At 71.6% G+C, this 20,407-nt stretch carries 19 protein-coding genes; 8 read left to right on the top strand and 11 right to left on the bottom strand.

Annotated elements, in window-relative coordinates:
• Positions 1 to 63: 63 nt before the first annotated feature.
• From KGD84_RS28135 to KGD84_RS28095, 9 genes are all read right to left on the bottom strand, one after another.
• Entirely contained in the window at positions 64 to 1,482 is a 1,419-nt protein-coding gene (locus KGD84_RS28135; RefSeq protein WP_220563359.1) for a polysaccharide pyruvyl transferase family protein, read from the bottom strand.
• Between the two features lie 24 nt (positions 1,483 to 1,506).
• A complete protein-coding gene (locus tag KGD84_RS28130; protein WP_220563358.1) occupies positions 1,507 to 3,498 on the bottom strand; it encodes a glycerophosphotransferase in 1,992 nt (663 codons plus the stop codon).
• On the bottom strand, positions 3,495 to 4,907 hold the full coding sequence (locus KGD84_RS28125) for a bifunctional cytidylyltransferase/SDR family oxidoreductase (RefSeq protein ID WP_220563357.1): 1,413 nt from the start codon (positions 4,905 to 4,907) through the stop codon (positions 3,495 to 3,497). The genes KGD84_RS28130 and KGD84_RS28125 overlap by 4 nt, the downstream gene beginning before the upstream one ends.
• A gap of 305 nt (positions 4,908 to 5,212) precedes the next feature.
• Positions 5,213 to 7,261 carry a glycerophosphotransferase gene (locus KGD84_RS28120; RefSeq protein ID WP_220563356.1) on the bottom strand — a complete coding sequence of 683 codons (2,049 nt, stop codon included), beginning with the start codon at positions 7,259 to 7,261 and terminating at the stop codon, positions 5,213 to 5,215.
• On the bottom strand, positions 7,258 to 8,715 hold the full coding sequence (locus KGD84_RS28115; protein WP_220563355.1) for a bifunctional cytidylyltransferase/SDR family oxidoreductase: 1,458 nt from the start codon (positions 8,713 to 8,715) through the stop codon (positions 7,258 to 7,260). The genes KGD84_RS28120 and KGD84_RS28115 overlap by 4 nt, the downstream gene beginning before the upstream one ends.
• Positions 8,716 to 9,227: 512 nt before the next feature.
• On the bottom strand, positions 9,228 to 10,847 hold the full coding sequence (locus KGD84_RS28110) for an NCS1 family nucleobase:cation symporter-1 (protein WP_220563354.1): 1,620 nt from the start codon (positions 10,845 to 10,847) through the stop codon (positions 9,228 to 9,230).
• A gap of 193 nt (positions 10,848 to 11,040) precedes the next feature.
• Positions 11,041 to 12,054: a TIGR03842 family LLM class F420-dependent oxidoreductase gene (locus KGD84_RS28105; protein WP_220563353.1), complete on the bottom strand. Its 1,014-nt coding sequence runs from the start codon at positions 12,052 to 12,054 to the stop codon at positions 11,041 to 11,043.
• 18 nt (positions 12,055 to 12,072) lie between these two features.
• Positions 12,073 to 13,479, bottom strand: coding sequence for a dihydropyrimidinase (hydA, locus tag KGD84_RS28100; RefSeq protein ID WP_220563352.1), 1,407 nt, complete (start codon positions 13,477 to 13,479; stop codon positions 12,073 to 12,075).
• Positions 13,480 to 13,487: 8 nt separating this feature from the next.
• Positions 13,488 to 14,330: a nitrilase-related carbon-nitrogen hydrolase gene (locus tag KGD84_RS28095; RefSeq protein ID WP_220563351.1), complete on the bottom strand. Its 843-nt coding sequence runs from the start codon at positions 14,328 to 14,330 to the stop codon at positions 13,488 to 13,490.
• Positions 14,331 to 14,660: 330 nt separating this feature from the next.
• On the opposite strand from KGD84_RS28095, the gene KGD84_RS28090 reads away from it, so the two are divergent.
• Positions 14,661 to 15,116 carry a flavodoxin family protein gene (locus tag KGD84_RS28090; protein ID WP_220563350.1) on the top strand — a complete coding sequence of 152 codons (456 nt, stop codon included), beginning with the start codon at positions 14,661 to 14,663 and terminating at the stop codon, positions 15,114 to 15,116.
• 84 nt (positions 15,117 to 15,200) lie between these two features.
• Here KGD84_RS28090 and KGD84_RS28085 read toward each other — a convergent pair whose 3' ends face one another.
• A complete protein-coding gene (locus tag KGD84_RS28085) occupies positions 15,201 to 16,031 on the bottom strand; it encodes a DUF4354 family protein (protein ID WP_220563349.1) in 831 nt (276 codons plus the stop codon).
• 252 nt (positions 16,032 to 16,283) lie between these two features.
• On the opposite strand from KGD84_RS28085, the gene KGD84_RS28080 reads away from it, so the two are divergent.
• The gene (locus tag KGD84_RS28080) at positions 16,284 to 16,577 is read left to right on the top strand and encodes a hypothetical protein (RefSeq protein WP_220563348.1); all 294 of its coding nucleotides are present in this window, start codon (positions 16,284 to 16,286) and stop codon (positions 16,575 to 16,577) included.
• A 122-nt stretch (positions 16,578 to 16,699) separates the two neighbouring features.
• Here the strand turns inward: KGD84_RS28080 and KGD84_RS28075 are convergent, their stop codons facing one another.
• On the bottom strand, positions 16,700 to 16,885 hold the full coding sequence (locus KGD84_RS28075) for a hypothetical protein (RefSeq protein WP_220563347.1): 186 nt from the start codon (positions 16,883 to 16,885) through the stop codon (positions 16,700 to 16,702).
• Positions 16,886 to 17,024: 139 nt separating this feature from the next.
• On the opposite strand from KGD84_RS28075, the gene KGD84_RS28070 reads away from it, so the two are divergent.
• The 6 genes from KGD84_RS28070 (at position 17,025) to KGD84_RS28045 (ending at position 20,368) form a co-directional block, all read left to right on the top strand.
• Entirely contained in the window at positions 17,025 to 17,387 is a 363-nt protein-coding gene (locus KGD84_RS28070; RefSeq protein WP_220563346.1) for a hypothetical protein, read from the top strand.
• A complete protein-coding gene (locus KGD84_RS28065) occupies positions 17,380 to 17,808 on the top strand; it encodes a hypothetical protein (protein WP_220563345.1) in 429 nt (142 codons plus the stop codon). Before KGD84_RS28070 ends, KGD84_RS28065 begins: the two co-directional genes overlap by 8 nt.
• A gap of 49 nt (positions 17,809 to 17,857) precedes the next feature.
• A complete protein-coding gene (locus KGD84_RS28060) occupies positions 17,858 to 18,712 on the top strand; it encodes a sulfurtransferase (RefSeq protein WP_220563344.1) in 855 nt (284 codons plus the stop codon).
• A gap of 227 nt (positions 18,713 to 18,939) precedes the next feature.
• On the top strand, positions 18,940 to 19,491 hold the full coding sequence (locus KGD84_RS28055; RefSeq protein WP_370634668.1) for a DUF4178 domain-containing protein: 552 nt from the start codon (positions 18,940 to 18,942) through the stop codon (positions 19,489 to 19,491).
• 8 nt (positions 19,492 to 19,499) lie between these two features.
• A complete protein-coding gene (locus KGD84_RS28050) occupies positions 19,500 to 20,036 on the top strand; it encodes a DUF2617 family protein (protein ID WP_220563342.1) in 537 nt (178 codons plus the stop codon).
• Complete coding sequence (locus tag KGD84_RS28045; protein ID WP_220563341.1) at positions 20,033 to 20,368, top strand: hypothetical protein; 336 nt, start codon at positions 20,033 to 20,035, stop codon at positions 20,366 to 20,368. The genes KGD84_RS28050 and KGD84_RS28045 overlap by 4 nt, the downstream gene beginning before the upstream one ends.
• Positions 20,369 to 20,407 lie beyond the last annotated feature (39 nt).

The following is a 20,407-nucleotide window of genomic DNA, read 5'->3' as shown; positions in this document are numbered from 1 at the left end:
GAAGGGACCGCGGCCCGCGCCCGGTGGGGCGCGGACCGCGGTCGTCGTCTCCGGGGGTCGGGGTCAGCGGCGCAGGCCGGCCTTGCGCAGGATCCTCCCGACGGGCCTGCGGATGCGGCTCGTGAGAGGCTGCTGGGCCGCCTTCTCGGCGGCCTTCAGGCGCTTCTCCATGGCCTTGAACCTGCGCTCGGTGTCCTTCTCCAGGGAGGTCACCCGCTTGGTCAGCTCGGTGCGGGCCGCCTCGCTCTCCTTGTGGCGGGAGCGCAGCCACCCGATGCGGTCGCCCACGCCCGCCTCGGCGCTGGTCCAGGCGTCCACGGCCGGAGGGTAGGCCGTCGCGCGCACGTGCTCGTCGAACGCGGCCCCGCCGTCCTCTCCGGGCTGGTGCACGTGGGAGAGCCCGTTCTTCTCCAGGAAGGCCGTGAAGCGTGCGAACCGCTCGGCGTGCCCGGCGTGCATCGCGGTGTAGTCGGCCTCCCGGTGCAGGTCGGCGGCGTCCACGTCCGACGGCAGGTCCCGGATGACCCGGTGCGGGATGTCGAAGTACCGGCACAGCTCCAGGGTGCGCGAGTCGTGGCACAGGACCACGGCCGGGGTGCCCGCGAGCAGCGCGGCGATGTTGCCGTGGATGCGGGTGCCGAAGGAGAAGTCGTACTCCCGCAGGGCGTCGATCCAGGTCGCCGGGTCCAGGTGGACGTTCACCTTGTTCTGGAGGAACAGGGGGTGGGTCCGGTGGACCGGCATCGGGTCGTGCCGGTCCTCCACGCCGGAGGCGTCGCCCCAGTACAGCAGCGCCAGGTCCTTCGTCTCCTGGGCGAAGTAGCGCATGTTCGGGTAGCGCTCGAAGTTCGAGCTGACGATGCCGCCCACGTCGCCGGCGCCCAGGGCGCTGCGCGAGGCGTTGACGGCGACGGCCGAGTCGGAGTCGAGCTCCGCCACCTTCTTGGTGACGGAGAGCCGGTCCCCGTCCATGAACATGGACGGGCAGCCGATGACCTCGACGTCGTTGAAGCCGAGGCTCTTCAGGTACCGCTCCGTGAACTCGCCGCGCACGCCGATGCTCGCGGAGCGGTCCAGGACCGCCGAGGCGAAGCGCCGTACGGGCTCGTTCAGCCGTTCCATGCGCTTCAGGCCGTAGTCCAGGTCGGACTGGGCCCCCACTCCCAGGACCACGACCGGGATGGTCAGCTTCTCGATGAGGGAGCTCAGCCTGTTGAGGTGGGGGACGAAGGACACGCGAAAGGCGTTGGCCAGAGGTACGACGAACGCGTCGTACTCCTCGTTGATCCGTTCCGCTTCGGAGGCGTCGGCACGGAACCCGTTGGAGACGATCTCCGTGTCCGACGTCTGGAGCAGTTTGTGCGATGCCTGGCTGAAGATGAGGTTCCCGGCGTTGTCACCGAAGACGTTCTCTTCGATGGCGGCACCCGCGTGAACGATGCGGAACGGGTCTTTCCTCGACCGCATGAGGATGCGCTTCATGATGTTGCCTTTGTGAGGCCCTGGTCAGGGGCGGCTGAGTCCGGCGGGGGTCTCCCCGCCGAGAGGGGTGAGCGGCCGCAGGTCGGCGGCGCGCGTGTACAGGTCGTCCACGGCGGCGGTGAAGCGGCTCATGGAGGTGACGTCGGACGGCCCCAGCAGGTAGGTGCGCAGTGCGCGCCGCTGCTCGGCCAGTTCGTCGGCCTCGCGCAGGTGCACGGCGGCCAGGGCGGTGTCCAGGCCCTTCCCGTCGGGCAGGAGCATGTAGGCCGCGCTCGACGTCGGGTGCTTGACGCGGAACTCCTCGTGCGTGATGCCCTCGCAGTTGGTGATCGCGTAGGGCTTCTCGGTGGCGACGAAGTCGGCCACCACGCTGGAGATGTCGCTGATGAGCAGGTCGGCCTGGTCGAAGCAGGAGTACAGCGACGGCCGCGGCCCCTGGATGACCAGGTGCGCCGTGTCGGGTCGGCCCTTCCAGTACACCCGGTGCCAGTCGTCGACGAGGGCGGCCGCTTCGGCGATGATCCCGGGGTCGGTCCGGCCCTCCTCCCGCGAGTTGTGGGCCTCGTCGGTGGCGCCCCGGTCGTCGTCGAAGACGGCCAGGCGGCGGTCGAGCGCGGCCAGTTCGCGGGTGTCCGGCTCGCCGTGGCCGGCGGCCTTGTTCGCGGCCTCCAGCAGAGCGACGATCTTCTGGTGGGCGCGGCGCGCCTGCGCCGAGCGGATGCCGGTGAACGGGTGCGGCTTGTACAGAACGCGCACCCCGGGTTCGGCCTTGAGCAGCCGGGCGATCAGGGTGGGACCCGCGTCGGTCAGGGAGGTGTTGCCGGGCTCGTCGGTCCACCCCTCCCAGGTCGGCGCGTACAGCACGGTGCGGACGGCGTTGGGCGCGGTGTCGGTGCGGATCGCGTCCAGCTGGGGGCGGCCCACCTCGACGATCTCATCGGTGCGCACGCCCACCTGGGCGCGCACGTACCGGTCCAGCCCGGCCCGGCCGGCGGTCCACACCTCGTCGTAGACCTTGCTGAACGGGTTGACGCTGGCGATCTTGTCGCTGTCGCCGTGTCCGATGAACACGTGCTTGATCACCGGGTTGCGCAGCATGTGGATGTTCTTGCCGGTGTTGGCCGGGTACAGGGCCACCCGCGCCGGACCGAAGTCCAGCGCCATCAGGTCGGTGGAGGTCGGGACGCACAGCACCGGGACGGAGGTGGGCGCCAGCTGGGCGGCGATGACGCGCTCGCGCAGCACGATGATCCCGCGCCGGGGCAGCCGGGCCATCGTGTCCAGCCACATGTTCACCTGGTAGGCGGAGTCGGCCGACCCGGAGAAGTACAGGACGACCTCGGGCCGGTAGGAGTCCAGCCAGGACTGGGTGAACTCCATGACCTGCTCGGGGGAAGGGATGGTGCGGGCGCGCCGGATGTGCCAGGCCAGCATCAGCAGTGCCAGGACCGTGACGCCCAGGGTCAGCACGGCCCCGGCCGCCACGATCCACGCCGAACCGAGCGCCACGTATCCCACGACGCCGAACACCAGGAAGGCGTCCAGCGGCAGCAGCCTGCTCATGGGCTCGCGGACGAGCGGCATGGGAGGGCTGTCGGGGATGTTCAGGGGTTCCAGGTCGATGTTGCGGGTGACGACCGGCAGCTTGCGCGAGGCACGCAGCATCCTGGCGGCGATGCCGGCCACGAGCTGGAGTCCGAAGAGCAGCAGGAACGCCAGCAGGACCATGCCGATACCGGTGGAGGTGGCGCTGGTGGTGGTGATGAGCAGGCCCAGGACGAGCAGCTGGCGCAGCAGGGCGCGCGGGGTGATGCCCAGGCGGATCTGCTGGACCAGCTTGGCCAGGTCCTGGAGCCGGTGCAGCAGCAGCGCGTCCACGGCGTAGCTGCCCGCGGCCCCGATGGCGAAGGTCCACCACGACTCGGTGATGACACCCGCGAGCATGGCCAGATAGGTGAGGCCGAGCAGGGCCGCCCCGAAGAGGGTCTCCCGGCTCAGTTCGCGGAGCTTGCTCACTTGGCGCCCCCGGCGCCGCCGATGCCCGGCAGGTCCTCGCGGCGGACGTCGACGACGTGGCCGGTGAGGTCGGACAGGAGCACGTCCAGGGAGGTGACTGCCACCTTCTCGGCGCTGAGCAGCGTTCCGGCCGGCTCCTCGCCGAAGGCCTTGACCCGCATGGGCGTCTGGGTGCGCTCGGGGTTGATGCAGTTGATGCGCACGCCGTCCTCGGACCACTCGTCGGCCAGGGCCTGGGTCAGGTTGACGGTCGCCGCCTTGGTGGAGGAGTACAGGCTGTACTCGCCGCGTCCGCGCGTGTAGGAGCTGGAGGTGTACAGGAGCAGCTGGCCCTTGGTCTGGGCGAGGTACGGGAAGGAGGCGCGCGCGATGTGCACCGGGGCCAGGTAGTTGACCCGCAGAGCCTCCTCGATGACGGCGTCGTCGGTCTGGTCGAGGCGGCCGATGCGCAGCACCCCGGCGGTGTTGACGACGTAGTCGATGCGGCCGGTGGCGCTGTGCGCCTGCTCCAGGGCCCCGGCGATGTCGGCCGGGTTGGCCACGTCGGTGCGGGTGGCGCTACGCGAGTAGCGGAAGACCCGGGCGCCGTGCTTCTCCGCCAGGTCGGCGATCCCGGCGCCGATCCCGTAGCTGCCGCCGAACACGACCACCGTCTTGCCGGTGAGCCGTGCGGCGTAGTCCTCTTCGGTGAATTCGGGGGTGGCGGCCGAGGAGAGCTGGAAGAGCTTGTCGGCGATGAAGATGTCGACCGGCTGGGTCACCTTCATGTTCTGCTCTTCACCCGCCACCACGTGGATCGGCACCTCGGGCGCGTAGCGCAGGACGACGGTGCAGTCGTCGGTGGCCTCGAAGCCCGGGTCGGCCCAGGCCTTGGCGTAGGCGTTGCGGATCGTGGCCAGGCGGAAGCCCTGCGGGGTCTGGCCGCGGCGCAGCCGCGACCGGGTGGGGACGTCGGTGATGACGTCGTCGTCCACCTCGATGATGGTGTCCGAGGACGGAATGGCCACGTCCACGGCCTGGTAGGTCTCCAGGGCGGTGACGCAGTCGTCGATGACCCGCTGGGACAGCAGGGGGCGCACCGCGTCGTGGAAGAGCACGTTGGTGTTCTCCGCCGAGTAGTGCGACAGCGCGTCCAGGGCGAGCTGGGTGGTGGCGTTGCGGGAGGTCCCGCCCGGCAGCACCCGGGAGACCTTCCCCAGTCCGGCCTTGCGCACGATGGCCTCGGCGTCGTTGACGAAGCCGGGGTTCATCATCACGATGACCTCGTCCACGCGCGGGGCCTGCTCGAACAGCTCCAAGGTGTGTTCCAGGATCGTCTTCCCGGCGATCTTCAGGAGCTGCTTGGGCGTCGCCAGGCCGATGCGCTGGCCGCTGCCGCCGGCCAGGACGACGGCGACGGTGCGGGTCACGGATCGGGCTGCGGGCTCGGTGGCATGGCTGGGCAAGGCTGGACTCCGAAAGGGAAGTTGCGGGTGGGGTCGTACCGCAAGGGAAGCTCGGGGAGGTCGTGTGCGACCGGTCCCTGCTCGACGAGACTTCACCGGGCAGACAAAAGACGCTTTAACAGGATATGGGGTTTACCTGTGGTTTGTGGGTTAGATGACTCACGGACCGGTTCAGGTGACGATCAGGTCATAAGTGGACGTTGCCCGGACACGCGAAAGGGGCCGCGCATGGTTCGCGCGGCCCCTTCCTCATGGTCCAGGGACGGGTCTCAGACCGTTCTCTCCGTGTCGGGGACGTTGACCGGGAGCGCGGCGCCTTCGGGCCCGTCCGGTTCCTCCCCGCGGAACGGGTCGGCCGGGATCGGCTCGGCGAAGGTGCCGAGCGGGAAGTCCCGCAGGCCCCGCTCGTAGAGGGCGTCCACGGCCGCGGAGAACCGGGTCTGGGAGTCCGGCTCGTCCGGTCCCAGCAGGTACTCCTTGAGGATCTCCCGGCGGCGGGCCATGGCGTCGCCCGCCGGTTCCCGGGCGGCCGCCAGGACCTCGTCCAGCCCGGCCAGGCCGGGGCGCAGCAGGTACCCGGCCCCCGCGGACGGGTACTGTGCGCGGAACTCGTCGTCGGAGGTGTCCCACAGGTCCGCGATGGCGTAGGGCTTGCCGCTGGCGATGAAGTCGGCCACCACGCTGGAGATGTCGCTGACCATCGCGTCCGACTCGTTGAAGCACGAGAACAGGGTCGGGAACGGGTCGGTGACCACGTGGTGGCGCAGCGGTCCGGAGGAGGTCCAGTACAGGTCGTGCCACTGCCGCAGCAGGTCCCGGTACCCGGCCAGGTCGCCCGGGGTCAGGTTCCGCTCCGAGGACTCCTGCCGGAAGTGCTCGATCCGCGCCCGCAGCTCCGCCAGCCGCCGCTCGGCCTCCGGGGTCACCGGGTCCAGGCCGCGGTTGTGCGCGGTGATCGCCTCCACGATCCGCCGGTGCGCCTCCGCGGCGCGCGGGGACCGCTTGCCCAGCAGCGGGTGCGGCTTGTAGATGAGCCGGACCGGTCCGCCGTCGGCCAGCAGCCGCTCCACCAGCTCCACGCCGACGGTGTCGGCCGAGGTCAGGTAGTTGTTGTCGTCCACGCCCTCCCAGGTGGGCGCGTAGATCACGGTGGGCACCGACCGCTCGGCCGCCGACCTCGGGCCCTTGACCACGTCCAGCTGGGGGCGGCCCACCTCCACCACGTCGCGGTCGTCGATGGCGTGCCGGACCCTGCGGTAGCGCTCGCGCCCGCCGCGACCGGCCACCCAGATCTCGTCGAAGATCCGGCTGACCCGGTTGCTGCTCGGCAGCTTGTCGCTGTCGCCGTGCCCGACGAACACGTGCTTGATCTCGGCGCGCTGCACCAGGTGGATGTTCTTGCCCGCGTTGCCCGGGTACAGGGCCACCCGCACCGTGGACAGGTCCAGGGCGGCCAGGTCGTCTGCGCGCGGGACGCACACGACCGGCAGCGGGGTCGGCTCCAGGTGCGGCAGGTTGGCGTGCTCGCGGAACACCACCAGGGCCCGCCGGTCCAGCCGCTCCACCGCCTCCAGCCACATGTTGGCCTGGTAGACGCCGTTCTGGCTGCCCACGCCGAACGTGAAGTACAGGACCACCTCGGGCCGGTACGCGCGCAGCCGCTCGTTGACCTCCTCGATGACCTCGGCGTCGGAGGGGAAGCGCAGGTGCGCCAAGAGCGTCGGCACGGTGGCCAGCGCCAGTACCAGGACGGCGCCCGCGCTCAGCGCGGCACCGCCGACCGCGAGCCATTCCGGTCCGCCGGCCAGGTGCGCCACACCGCCCGCCACCAGGGCGAAGTCGGCGAGGAACACGCGGTTCATCGGCAGCTCGCGCACGAACCGGGGGACCTGCGGCAGGTTCAGCGCCGACAGGTCCAGGTTGCGGGTCCGCACCGGCAGCCGGGAGCGGCGCAGGATCTGCATCCGCATCAGGTCGTAGCCCAGGGACAGCACGAAGAACGCGGCCAGCCCTGCGAACGTCGACCAGTAGGCCGTGGTGCCGATCGCCCCCACGGACACGTACAGCGCGATCAGGAGGATCTGCCGCAGCAGCATCCGCACGGTGAGCCCCACCCGGATGCGGCTGAGCACCTTGGTCAGCACGGTGACGCGCTGGGCGACGAGCCACTCGGTGGTGTACAGGACCAGGGTCAGCACCCCGAACACCCAGACCTGTGCCATGGCCACCTCGACGGCCTGGAGCAGGAAGGAGAGCCCCATGGCCGCAAGGACGGCCAGCGCGGTGCCGTTCACCCCCAGATGGCGGAGCCGGTTCACTTCGCCTCCTCCGTCCCGCGCGCCCGGGCGGCGGCCACCGGGTCCTCGCGGCGGACGTCGACGACGTGGCCGGTGAGGTCGGACAGCAGCACGTCCAGGGAGGTGCGGGCCACCTTCTCGGCGCTGAGCAGCGTCCCGGCCGGTTCCTCGCCGAAGGCCTTCACCCGCATCGGAGTACGGGTGCGCTCGGGGTTGATGCAGTTGATGCGCACGCCGTCCTCGGACCACTCGTCGGCCAGGGCCTGGGTCAGGTTGACCGTGGCGGCCTTGGTGGAGGAGTACAGGCTGTACTCGGCCCGGCCCCGGGTGTAGGAGCTGGAGGTGTACAGGAGCAGCTGGCCCTTGGTCTGGGCGAGGTACGGGAAGGCCGCCCGGGCGATGTGCACCGGGGCCAGGTAGTTGACCCGCAGCGCCTCCTCGATCGCCTCCGGGCCGGTGGCGTCCAGCCGTCCGATGCGCAGCACCCCGGCGGTGTTGACCACATGGTCGATGCGGCCGGTGGCGCTGTGCGCCTGCTCCAGGGCGGCGGCGACCTGCGCGGGGTCGGCCACGTCGGTGCGGGTGGCGCTGCGCGAGTAGCGGAAGACCCGGGCACCGTGCTTCTCCGCCAGGTCGGCGACCTCGGCGCCGATGCCGTGGCTGCCGCCGAAGACCACCACGGTCCGCCCGCCGAGCAGCCGGTCGCGGTCCTGGTCGGTGAACTCGGGGGTGTCCGCCGAGGAGAGCTGGAAGAGCTTGTCGGCGATGAAGATGTCGACCGGCTGGGTCACCTTCATGTTCTGCTCCTCGCCGGCGACCACGTGGATCGGGGTGCCGGGGGAGTAGCGCAGGACGACGGTGCAGTCGTCGGTGGCCTCGAAGCCCGGGTCGGCCCAGGCGCGCTCGTAGGCGTCGCGGATGGCGGACATCCGGAAGCCCTGCGGGGTCTGGCCGCGGCGCAGCCGGGCGCGGGTGGGGACGTCGGTGATGACGTCGTCGTCCACCTCGATGACGGTGTCCGAGGAGGGGATCGCCACGTCCACGGCCCGGTAGGTGTCCAGGGCGGTGACGCAGTCGTCGATGACCCGCTGGGACAGCAGGGGCCGGACCGCGTCGTGGAACAGCAGGTTGGTGGTGTCGGCGGGCAGGTGCGACAGGGCGTCCAGGGCGAGCTGGGTGGTGGCGTTGCGGGAGGTCCCGCCCGGCAGCACCCGGGTCACCTTCGTGAACCCGGCCTTGCGCACGATGGCCTCGGCGTCGTTGACGAAGCCGGGGTTCATCATCACGATGACCTCGTCCACGCGCGGGGCCTGCTCGAAGACGTCGAGCGTGTGCTCCAGGATCGTCTTCCCGGCGATCTTCAGGAGCTGCTTGGGCGTCGCCAGGCCGATGCGCTGGCCGCTGCCGCCGGCCAGGACGACCGCGACCGTCCTTGTGGCGGGCGCCGGCCGTGGAAAGGTACTGCTCTCAGGCAAGGTCGTCTCCCTCTTCGCGAAGAGTTGGGGGATGTAATGCCCGACCTTGGGGGAAACGTGCGGGTTCCGGGCACGAGAGGTCGAGGGGCGCGGGGTCACCCTTGAAGGGTGCGTGCGCCGTTCGTCATAGATCGGTTCACTGTTTCTATCGCCTTAACCCGTTGTTCGGGTTCCGGTGTGAATGGGACGAAGATCCCTGTCGGTGGGTTGACCGCATCCGTAGGAGGTTTTCGTCGCGCCGAGTGGCCCCCGCCGGGCGCTGGCCAAAGAGAACCCTGTTGACCTGGTCTGATGCCGGAGAGGACATTCTGGTTTTCGACGGTACCCGCGCCCGGGTACTGGTCACGACCGGGTAACACATGTTCCACGTCACGGTGACACGGAAGACGGCGGCACGGCAAACGGTGGCACGGAACACGGCGGCACCGGACCCGGCGGCCCGGAACGGCGCGGGGGCCGCACCGTTCGGTGCGGCCCCCGCGGGAGCGGATCGGGGCGGTGCCCCGGGCGGGTCAGGCGCCCGCCTTCTCCGGTTCGCCCTGCTCCGGCCGGTCGTCGCCCCCGGCGGCCGCGGCCTCACCGCCGTCCGCGGCGCGGACCGGCGCCACCAGGTTCAGCACCCAGTACAGGAGGAAGGACACCACCAGGCCGACGACCCAGCCGTAGTCGGCCAGCGGGGACAGCAGCGGGATCAGCCCGTCCTCCGGGAACGGGCCGAGCCTGGCGCCGGTCTCCGCGTCCACGCCCGAGTAGGAGCCGCCCACGGCCAGCAGGGTGCCGACGCCGAACGCGACCAGCGCCCGCCAGTTCCAGCCGCCGCCGTACCAGTACCGCGACCCGCGCCGGTACAGGCCGGGCAGGTCCAGCCGGGTCCGGTGCACCAGCCAGTAGTCGGCGAGCAGGATGCCCGCCACCGTGCCCAGGACGCCGCCGACGGTGCCCAGCCAGGTGAAGATGTAGACGCTCTCGTTCTCCAGCAGCTTCCACGGGAAGATGAGCACGCCCAGGAAGCAGGTGATGATCGCCCCGGTGCGGAAACCGATCAGGCGCGGCGCCAGGTTGGCCAGGTCGTAGGCCGGGCCCACCAGGTTCGCGGCGATGTTGGTGGACACCGTCGCCAGCAGCACGATGAAGATCGCGAACAGCAGGCCCAGGCCGCTGCCCATCTGCGCCACGATGTCGATCGGGTTCCACAGCGGCTCGCCGTACACGGCGGCGGTGCCCGCCGTCACCATGACGGCCAGCAGCGAGAACAGCGTCATCGTGGTGGGCAGGCCCAGCGACTGGCCCAGCACCTGTGCGCGCTGGGAGTCGGAGAACCGGGTGAAGTCGCTGATGTTCAGGGTCAGCGTCGCCCAGTAGCCGATGACGCCCATGAGCGAGGGGAAGAACAGGGCCCAGAACGACGGGCCCCAGTCCAGGCCGTCCGGGTCGCCCGCGAGCATGACGCCCGGGCCGCCGGCCTCCGCGGCCATCCACACCAGCAGGGCCACACCGCCGACGATCATCAGCGGGGCCGCCCACACCTGCACCCTGCGGACGCCCTCCATGCCCCACAGGACGATGGCCACCTGGGCCACCCAGAAGACGGCGAAGGACAGCCACAGGGTCCACGGGTTGCCGCCGATCGCGGCGGCGTCCAGCCAGCCCTCGCCGAACAGCCGACCGGCGAGCACGTGCACGCCCTGGCCGCCCACCCAGGTCTGGATGCCGAACCAGCCGCAGGCGACGGCGCCGCGCAGCAGCGCCGGGAGGTTGGCGCCGCGCAGGCCGAAGGAGGCGCGGGCGAACACCGGGAAGGGGATGCCGTACTTGGCGCCCGCGTGGCCGGTCAGCACCATCGGCAGCAGCACGATGACGTTGCCCAGGACCACGCACAGGATCGCCTGGCGCCAGTCCATGCCCGCGGCGATCAGGCCGCTGGCCAGGGTCCAGGCGGGGATGCTCACCGACATGCTCACCCACAGGGCGGTGAAGCTGCCGGTGCCCCAGGTGCGCCGGGACATCGGCACCGGCTGGAGGTCCTCGTTGACGTAGGGGCTCTCGGGCATGGACACGCCCTCGGCCAGGGAGACGCGGCCGTCGGGGTGGGTGACGGCTCTCGGTTCCGGGGAGGGTGGGGCTTGGGTCACGGGGCACCTGATTCTTCGGTGGTACGGGGGATCGGGGAGTGGGCGCGGCGGGGCGTGCGGGGGTCGCGGACCCGTTTCGGGCCGTCGAACATCCTCGCACGTCACCGCGGGTGCGGCGGCGGCCGGTGGTGGCCGCCGCCGCACCCGTCCCGGCAGTGTGCGCGCCCCGTGTGACTTCCGTGTTCCGGCCGGGTCAGATCCCGGACACGGCGGGGACCACGTCGCGCCCGTAGGCGTCGATGACCCCGTCCACGTCGTCGTGCATCGCGTAGACCGCGAACTGGTCCACGCCCACCGCGCGCAGCCGCTCCAGCTTGGCCACGTGCTCCTTCACCGGGCCCAGCAGGCAGAACCGGTCCACCACGCTGTCGGGGACGAACGCGGTGTCGGGGTTGTCCGCCCGGCCGTGGTGGCTGTAGTCGTAGCCCTGCCGGGCCTCGATGTAGTCGGTCAGCTCCTGGGGGACCGCCCCCGTGTGCCCGTACCGCGCCACCAGGTCGGCGACGTGGTTGCCCACCATCCCGCCGAACCAGCGGCACTGCTCGCGCGCGTGCGCCAGGCCCCGCGCCGACCCGTCGGTGACGTAGGCCGGTGCGGCCACGCACACCGTGATCTCCGCGGGGTCGCGGCCCGCGTCGGCCGCGGCCGCCCGCACGGCCTTGACCATCCACTCCGTCAGGTACGGGTCGGCCAGCTGGAGGATGAACCCGTCGGCCTGCCGCCCCACCAGCTCCAGGGCCTTGGGGCCGTAGGCGCCCATCCAGACCGGCAGCGACCCGTCGCGCACCCACGGGAGGCGGAAGGACGCCCCGTCCACGTCCGCCTCCCGGCCCTCGGCCAGGTCCTTGATCGCGGTCATGGCCCTGGAGAGACGGGCCAGTGTGGCGGGGCTGCGCCCGGCCACCCGCATCGCGGAGTCGCCGCGGCCGATCCCGCACACCGTCCGGTTGCCGAACATGTCGTTCAGGGTCGCGAACAGGGAGGCCGTGACCTCCCAGGTGCGGGTGCCCGGGTTGGTCACCATCGGACCCACCACGAGGTTCTCGGTGCGCTCCAGGACGCGGCTGTAGATGACGAACGGCTCCTGCCACAGCACCACCGAGTCGAACGTCCACCCGTGGGTGAAGCCGAGCCGGTCGGCCCGCGCCATCCGGTCCACCAGAAGGTCGGCGGGCGGGTCGGTCTGGAGGACGAGTCCGATGTCCATGTGCTCTCCTCTCAGATCTCAGATCAGGTACTGGCAGGTGCCGCGGGACAGGTAGCGGCCGTGCCCGGCCGCGCCGAGGTACTCGCCGCCGTCCACGACGACCCGGCCGCGGGAGAGCACGGTGCGGGCCCGGCCCGTCACCCGCCTGCCCTCGTACGCGGAGTAGTCCACGTTCATGTGGTGGGTCTGTGCAGAGATGACGTGCTCGGCGTTGGGGTCGTAGACCACGATGTCGGCGTCGGCGCCCGGGGCGATGGTGCCCTTGCGCGGGTAGAGCCCGAACATGCGCGCCGGGGTGGCGCAGGCCAGCTCGATCCACCGGCGGCGGTCGATGTGGCCGTCCACGACCGCCTGGTGCAGCAGGTCCATCCGGTTCTCCACCCCGGGCAGGCCGTTGGGGATCTTGGAGAAGTCGCCCCGGCCCAGCTCCTTCTGCCCGGTGAAGCAGAACGGGCAGTGGTCGGTGGAGACCACGGACAGGTCGTTGGTCCGCAGCGCCCGCCACAGCAGCTCCTGGTGCTCCTCGGGCCGCAGCGGGGTCGAGCACACGTACTTGGCGCCCTCGAAGCCGGGCCGGGCCAGGTCGTCCGCGGACAGGAACAGGTACTGCGGACAGGTCTCGCCGAACACGTTGAGCCCCATGTCGCGCGCGCGGGCCAGCTCCTGGACCGCCTCGCCCGCCGACACGTGCACCACGTACAGCGGGGCCCCGGCCACCCGGGCCAGCTGGATGGCGCGGTGGGTGGCCTCCGACTCCAGCAGGGCCTTGCGGACCTCGCCGTGGTAGCGGGGGTCGGTCCGGCCGGCCGCCAGTGCCTGCTCGACGAGCACGTCGATGGCGATTCCGTTCTCGGCGTGCATCATGGTCAGCGCGCCGTTGGCGGCGCCGCGCTGCATGGCCCGCAGGATCTGCCCGTCGTCGCTGTAGAACACGCCCGGGTAGGCCATGAACATCTTGAACGAGGTGATGCCCTCGTCCACGAGGGCGTCCATCTCCTTCAGCGACGACTCGTTGACGTCGGACAGGATCGCGTGGAACCCGTAGTCGATCGCGCAGTTGCCCTCGGCCTTGGCCATCCAGGCGTCCACCCCGGCACGCACCGGCCGGCCCGGGCTCTGCACCGCGAAGTCGATGATGGTGGTGGTGCCGCCCCAGGCGGCCGCCCGGGTCCCGGTCTCGAAGGTGTCGGAGGCGAAGGTGCCGCCGAACGGCAGCTCCATGTGGGTGTGCGCGTCCACCCCGCCCGGGATGACGTAGTGCCCGGCGGCGTCGATGACCTCGGCGCCGCTCTCCGCCCAGGAGCGGGCGGTGTCGCCGCCGCGCAGCGCCAGGGCGGCCACCGTCCCGTCCTCGACGAGGACGTCGGCCTCCAGTTCGTCGGCGGCGGTGACGACCAGGCCGCCGGTGATGAGGGTGCGTCCCATGGCGTCCCCTAACCCTCGACCAGGGGCCCGTAGGCGTCCGGGCGGCGGTCGCGGTAGAAGGCCCACTGGGTGCGGACCTCGTCGATCAGGTCGAAGTCGAGGTCGCGCACGACCAGCTCGGGCGCGGTGTCGGAGGCGACCTCGCCGACGAACCGCCCGCGCGGGTCCACGAAGTAGCTGGTGCCGTAGAAGTCGTTGTCGCCGTACTTCTCCCGGCCCACCCGGTTGATGGCGGCGACGAAGTACTCGTTGGCGACCGCGGCGGCGGGCTGCTCCAGCTTCCACAGGTACGCGGACAGGCCCCGGCTGGTCGCCGACGGGTTGTACACCAGCTGCGCCCCGGCCAGCCCGAGCGCCCGCCAGCCCTCCGGGAAGTGGCGGTCGTAGCAGATGTAGACGCCCACGCGGCCGACGGCGGTGTCGAAGACCGGCCAGCCCAGGTTGCCGGGGCGGAAGTAGTACTTCTCCCAGAACCCCTTGACCTGCGGGATGTGGTGCTTGCGGTACTTGCCCAGGTAGGTGCCGTCGGCGTCGATGACGGCGGCGGTGTTGTAGTAGAACCCGGGCTTCTCGACCTCGAACACGGGCAGCACCATCACCATGTTGAGCTCCCGGGCCAGCTCCCGGAAGCGGGTGACGGTGGGCCCGTCGGGGACGCTCTCGGCCCACCGGTAGTGCTCGGCCTCCTGGACCTGGCAGAAGTAGGGGGCGTTGAACACCTCCTGGAAGCCGATGACGCGCGCCCCCTGGGCGGCGGCGTCGCGCGCGTATTTCTCGTGGGCGGCGAGCATGGAATCGGTGTCGCCGGTCCACTCGGTCTGGACGAGTGCGGAACGGACGATCTGCGGCATGGTTCCCTCGTTCCTCCGTGGCCGTCGCGGTCGGCCCGGAACGGTCGGTGCGTCCGCGTATGCCCTGCTGGCACGCGGGGTGCCGGCGGGGCGGTGCGCTATGAGAATCGCACCATAGAGAGAGGGGAATGGCGGGTCAATATCCGACATCCTTGCGAACAGGATTCCTCCGTGTTGCGCGATTTCGCAAAAACACCCGATGGTGGCCGATGTCCCTTTTTCGGGGTGCAACTATTTGGAGGAAAATCCAGGTTTCCATGCTTTCCGGGGGAGGATTTCATACTTCCCTCCACACCCCCGGCGTCCGGCGGACGCCCCTAGGGTGAGGGCATGGCACGACTGCTCATCGTTCACCACACCGTCTCCCCGGCCACCCAGGAACTGCTCGACGCGGTGCTGGAGGGGGCGCGCGACGACGAGATCGAGGGCGTGGAGGTCGTCGCCCGGCCGGCGCTGGCGGCCTCGGTCGCCGACACGCTGTCGGCCGACGCCGTCGTCCTGGGGACGCCCGCCAACATCGGGTACATGTCGGGCGCCCTCAAGTACTGGTTCGACCTCGTCTACTACCCGGCGCTGTCGGCCGGCCGCTCCGTGCCCTACGCGCTGTACGTGCACGGCAACGACGACACCGCGGGGGCGGTGCGCGCGGTGGAGGGCGCCGCCAAGGGCATGGGCTGGGCCCGCCACCGGCCGCCGGTCTCCGTCACCGGGGCCCCGGCCGCGGCCGACCGCGACGCCTGCCGGGAGCTGGGCGCCGTCACCGCCCTGGCCGCCCTGGGCATGTAGAGGGCCCCGCCCCGCGCGCCGCGCGGACCGGGGCCCGAAGCCGCCGTGGTGCGCGCCCGCCCCTGCCGGGCGGGCGCAGCGTCCCTACTGGACGGGCACCACGATCGGCTCCTCCATGCCGAAGGAGGGGTCGTAGCTCACCTCGACCACGGTCACCTCGCCCGCGACCGCGACCTGGCCGCTGACCTGGTCGCCCGGCGCCAGGTCCGCGGCCTCCAGCTGGGTGATGTCGGCGAAGAGCTCCCAGTCGACGACCTCGGTGCCGTCGTCCAGGATGAAGGTGAAGTACAGCGGGTTGATCGACAGCGGCTCGCTGGAGTTGTTCACGAACGTCACGTCGAGGGCCGTGTAGGTCTCGTTGGGGTCGATGGTGCCGCTCACGGTGCCGGCGTTGGTCGCCGTCAGCGTGACACCGTCCTCGGCCGGGGCCTCGACGGGGGCGTCGCCGCCGCCCTCCTCGCCGCCGCCGTCCGGCTCGGTGGTCTCCGCGGTCGTGGGGGAGGTGGTCGTGGTGCCGCTGTCGTCGCCGCCGGAGGAGGACATCGCGATGACCACGACGATCACCACCGCGATCACGACGAGGACCAGGCAGCCCGCGCCCACACCGATGCCGACCTTGGCGCCGGTGGACATGCCCTGCTTCTGCTGCGGGGCGCCCGTCGAGCCGTACGGGTCGTAGGGCGCGCCGGGGCCGCCGTACGGCTGCTGGCCGCCGGACGGGTCCCCGTAGGAGGGCTGGCCCCCGGTCGGGGCGCCGTAGGACGGCTGACCGCCGGTGTGGTCCCCGTAGGACGGCTGGCCGCCGGTGGGACCGTACGGGGGCTGCCCGCCGGGAGGGCCGTAGGGCGGCTGGCCGCCCGGGGGCTGACCGCCGTACGGGGGCTGGGGACCTGACGGGTCGTTGGGGTAGGACATCGTGAGTGCTCCGGTTCTCGGATGCGGGACGGCGTGCGCCGCGGAAGGATGCGTCGTGTACCTCGAACGGAACACACGCGGTGCGGAGGGTGCACCGCCCGCACGCGGGCGGCGGGGCTGGGGGCCGCCCTGTGACCCTACCCTCACCGTCGCATCGGATGGTGTCCGGTACTCGAACGGTTCGCGCGGGAGCCGGTGGCCTTCGCCACGGAAAGCCCTGATGGGGCCGCCCGGCCTTGGTAACTTGCGGCTATGCGCACGGACTACCACCCCACCCCCACCGAGGTCGTGGCCTCCTGGATCCCCCACGACGCCCGCTGGCACGAGGCGGCCCGGGCGGCCGCCGCCGTCGGCTCCGACGAGCTGCGCCGCTACGTCACCGGGCTCGTCCACGAGCAGCGGGACGGGGACCGCGAGCTCGGCGACGAGTACGACCTGCGCTCCATCGGCGCGGTCGTGGAGGACATGGGCGTCGGCGGCCTGGCCGCGGTGGAGTGGAACAAGGTCCGCGACGCCCTGCTGCTGCCCCTCACCAAGAGGATCTAGGCCGTGCTCTTTCGAACCTCCGCCGCGCTTGGTTCCCCGGACCGCTCCTGCGGAACCTCCAGAACCCCGCCGGGCGGCTCACGAACCCCCGGCGGCAGAGGAGAGCGTTCGAAGAACAGGGTCTAGGACTCCTCCTCGGGGTGGCACTCCAGGCAGTCGGCCCCGCAGGGGTAGTTGATCATCGACATGGACCGGCAGTGCACGCACATCCGGCGCCTGCCGCCCGGCGGGTCGTGCCGCCAGCGGTGGCGTCCCGCCCGGCAGATCCCCGAGGGCTTCATCGCGGTGTCATCGCGGACTGCGCTCATGCCCGCACCGTAGCGGAACCCGCTCCCACCCGGAAGCGGTTCGGGGGAGGGCCGTGCCGTGCGGTCCGCCGGTCGTACTACCGTGTGTCGTAGAACGCGCCGCCCACCTGGGCGGACGGGAGGGGCGGGAGGAGGCGCCGTGGTCGAGTGGCTGACCATGACCATTCAGATGGCTTCCCTGGCGATGGCCGGGTGGTGCCTCGTGTCGACCTTCCGCGACCAGCCCATGCTCGTCCCGCACCTGGTCGGCATGGGGGTCCTGTGGCTGCTGGTGATCGGCCAGGCCGTGGCCACCGTCGCCGCCATGGTGGGCGGGGAGCGGCCCGCCGAGACGGCGATGTTCGTCTCCTACCTGGCCACCGTGGTCCTGTTGCCGCCCGCCTGCGCCGTGTGGGGGTTCATGGAGCGCAGCAAGTGGGGCCCCGCCGTCATCGCGTTCGCCTGCCTGATCCTGCCCGTCCTGTTCGTCCGCCTCGAACAGCTCTGGAGCCCCGTTGCCTGACACCGCCCCGGCCTCCGACGCCGCGAAGACCCTGCGCACCGGCCCCGGCCGCCTGCTGGTGGCCGTCTACGGCGTGTTCGCCCTCGCCGCCACCGCGCGGGGCGCCTACCAGCTGGCCACCAGGTTCGACGAGGCCCCGGTCGCCTACCTGCTGTCGGTGCTCGCCGGGGTGATCTACCTCGTCGCCGCCGTCGGCCTGGCCCGCGCCGGGCGGACCTCCCGCCGGGTCGCCCTGGTCTCGTGCAGCGTCGAGATGGTCGGCGTCCTGGTCGTGGGCGCGGCGAGCCTGCTCCTGCCCGGGGTCTTCCCCGACGACACCGTCTGGTCCGGGTTCGGCAGCGGCTACTTCTTCATCCCCCTGGTCCTGCCCGCCCTGGGCCTGTGGTGGATCCTGCACGTGCACCGCCTGGACCGCGACTGACCCCGCCCGGGCCGTGACCCGGGCGTGACCCCACCGCTACCCTGGGCCCATGTCAGAGCCCCTTCCCCTGCCGGTGGCCGTCTCGGCCGACTGGCTCCACGAGAACCTCGACCGTGTGGTCGTGGTCGACTCCCGGTGGTACCTGGACGGCCGTTCCGGCCGCGACGCCTACCTCGCCGGACACCTCCCCGGAGCGGTGTTCGCCGACGTGGACGCCGACCTGGCCGCCCCGGCGAGCCCCGAGGGCGGGCGGCACCCGCTCCCCGCCGCCGCCGACTTCGCCCGCACCCTGGGCCGCCTGGGCATCGGCGACCACTCCCGGGTGGTCGTCTACGACGACGCCGGGGGGTCCGTCGCCGCCCGCCTGGTCTGGATGCTCCGCGTCCTGGGCACCCCCGCCGCGTTCCTCGACGGCGGCCTGCGGACCTGGGCGGGGCCGCTGGAGGAGGGGGAGCACGTCGCCGAGCCCGCGCACCGCACCCCCCAGCACTGGCCCGCCGACCGGGTCGTGCACACCGACACCGTCCGGGCCGCTGCGGGCGAGCCCGGCCAGCTGGTCATCGACGCCCGCGCGTACGGCCGCTACACCGGTGAGCAGCCCGCGCCGGTGGACGCCCGGCCCGGCCACGTCCCCGGAGCCCGCAGCGCCGAGTGGACCGGCAACCTCGGCCCCGACGGCCTGCTGGCCGCCCCGGAGAAACTGCGCGAGCGCTTCGCCGCCCTGGGCGCCGACGACGCCGTCACCATCACCGCCTACTGCGGGTCCGGGGTCACCGCCTGCCACGACCTGCTCGCCCTGGAGCACGCGGGCTACACCGCCCCCCGCCTCTACCCCGGCTCCTGGAGCCTGTGGGGCGGCGACGACTCCCTGCCCGCCGAGACCGGGGACCCCGCCGCCGGCTAGCCGGGCCATCGGGTGTTCCGGGAGGCCGTCCGCGCACACGGGCGGCCTCTTCGGCGTGTCCGGATCCGGCCGGGAACCTCCCGGCCGGTGCACGCGTCTGACCAGCCAGTAGGATTGCCCGGCCCGGGGTCGGGCCGATGACGAGGCTCCCCCCACGCGAAAGAGGAACAGTGGCCATCGAAATCGTGCTCCTGGTGATCGCCGCCCTTGCGGTGGCGGTCGCCGCCATCGCCCTCGCCGTGCGCGCCGCGCGGCGCAGCAGCACCCCGCCCCCGCAGCCCCCGCCCACCCCCAAGGACCCCTTCGCCGGCACCGGGGACAGCACCTCCGGCGACCCCCGGAGCCTCAAGGCCGGCGACATGATCGACTGGGGCACCGAACGCACCTGGATCCGCGGCACCCTGCGCCTGTCCCAGGGCGGCTACGTCTGGGCCGAGCACTTCCTGGAGGTCGAGGGCGGCAAGCGCTGGCTCTCCACCGAGGAGGACCCCGACCTGGAGATGGCCCTGTGGACCGGGCGCCCCGACCTCGACCTGACCCCCCACGGCAAGAAGATCGAACTCGAGGGCACCACCTACCACCTCGAGGAGAAGGGCAGCGGCTCCTACCGCTCCGAGGGCACCACCGGCCTCAAGGCCGAGGGCGGCTTCGACTACGCCGACTACGAGGCCGCGGACGGCAGCCTGCTCTCCTTCGAGCGCTTCGACCACGGCCCCTGGGAGGTCAGCACCGGCACCAAGGTCGCCGAGGGCACCTTCACCATCTACCCGGGGAGCTGATCCACCCCATGCGAGTCGGCATCAGCGCACCCTTCGTCGACACCCGGGCCGACGACCTGGTCTGGGCGCTCGGGCACCCGTTGATCGACCCCCTCGCCGTCCGCTCCCTGCGGTTCGGCGGTACCGGGGTCGAGCTGCGCGTGCTCGGCGCCTCCCACCAGGTCGTCGTCACGTCGGCGGCGGGCGTCCTGGTGGAGACCGTGGCCTGCCTGCCGGGAGTGGACGGCGCCCTGCCGGGCAGTGCCGAGCGCTCCCACGGGACGGGCCGGTACCGGTTCGACTCGCGGGTGGAGAACCTCACCCGCACCGGACTCGCCCGCCGGGTCGACGACCTCCACCGCGAGGTCGCCGACGACCCCGGCGGCCTCCTCGTCGCCTTCCCCGGCGACCCGTTGGCCGTGACCGCGCTGCACCTGGACCCCGGTGGCGCACACGGTGACGGGAACCCGCTCCACTGGCGCACCTGGCACGTCTACCCCCAGAGCGGAGAACTCGTGACCACCCACTCCACCGTGTCCGCCCACCCATGCGGAGAGACCAGATGACCCACCAGCACGGCCACGCAGAGCCGGCGAAGAACAACAAGACCGTGGTCACGCTGTTCGTGGTGATCGGCGGTATCGTGCTGCTGCTCATCCTGCTGGCGGCCTGCGACAACAGCTCCAACAACACCTACTGCCCCGACGACGACTACGTCTCCGACCCCGCCTACGACGACGACGAGTGCGAGCAGTCGTCCTCCGGCACCTCCGGGGGCGGCGGGTTCTTCTTCTTCGGCGGGACCAGCAGCAGGTACGACGACGGCTACCGCGGCGGCTCCAGCGGTTCCAGCGGAGGCAGCGGCTTCCGCGGCGGCGGCAGCGGCTTCGGCAAGTGACCCATCCGACCAGAACCGAACCCCCCATCCCCTAACGAG

The organism is Nocardiopsis changdeensis (genome assembly GCF_018316655.1).
GTDB lineage: Bacteria > Actinomycetota > Actinomycetes > Streptosporangiales > Streptosporangiaceae > Nocardiopsis > Nocardiopsis changdeensis.
This window is presented reverse-complemented; position numbering and strand designations above follow the sequence as displayed.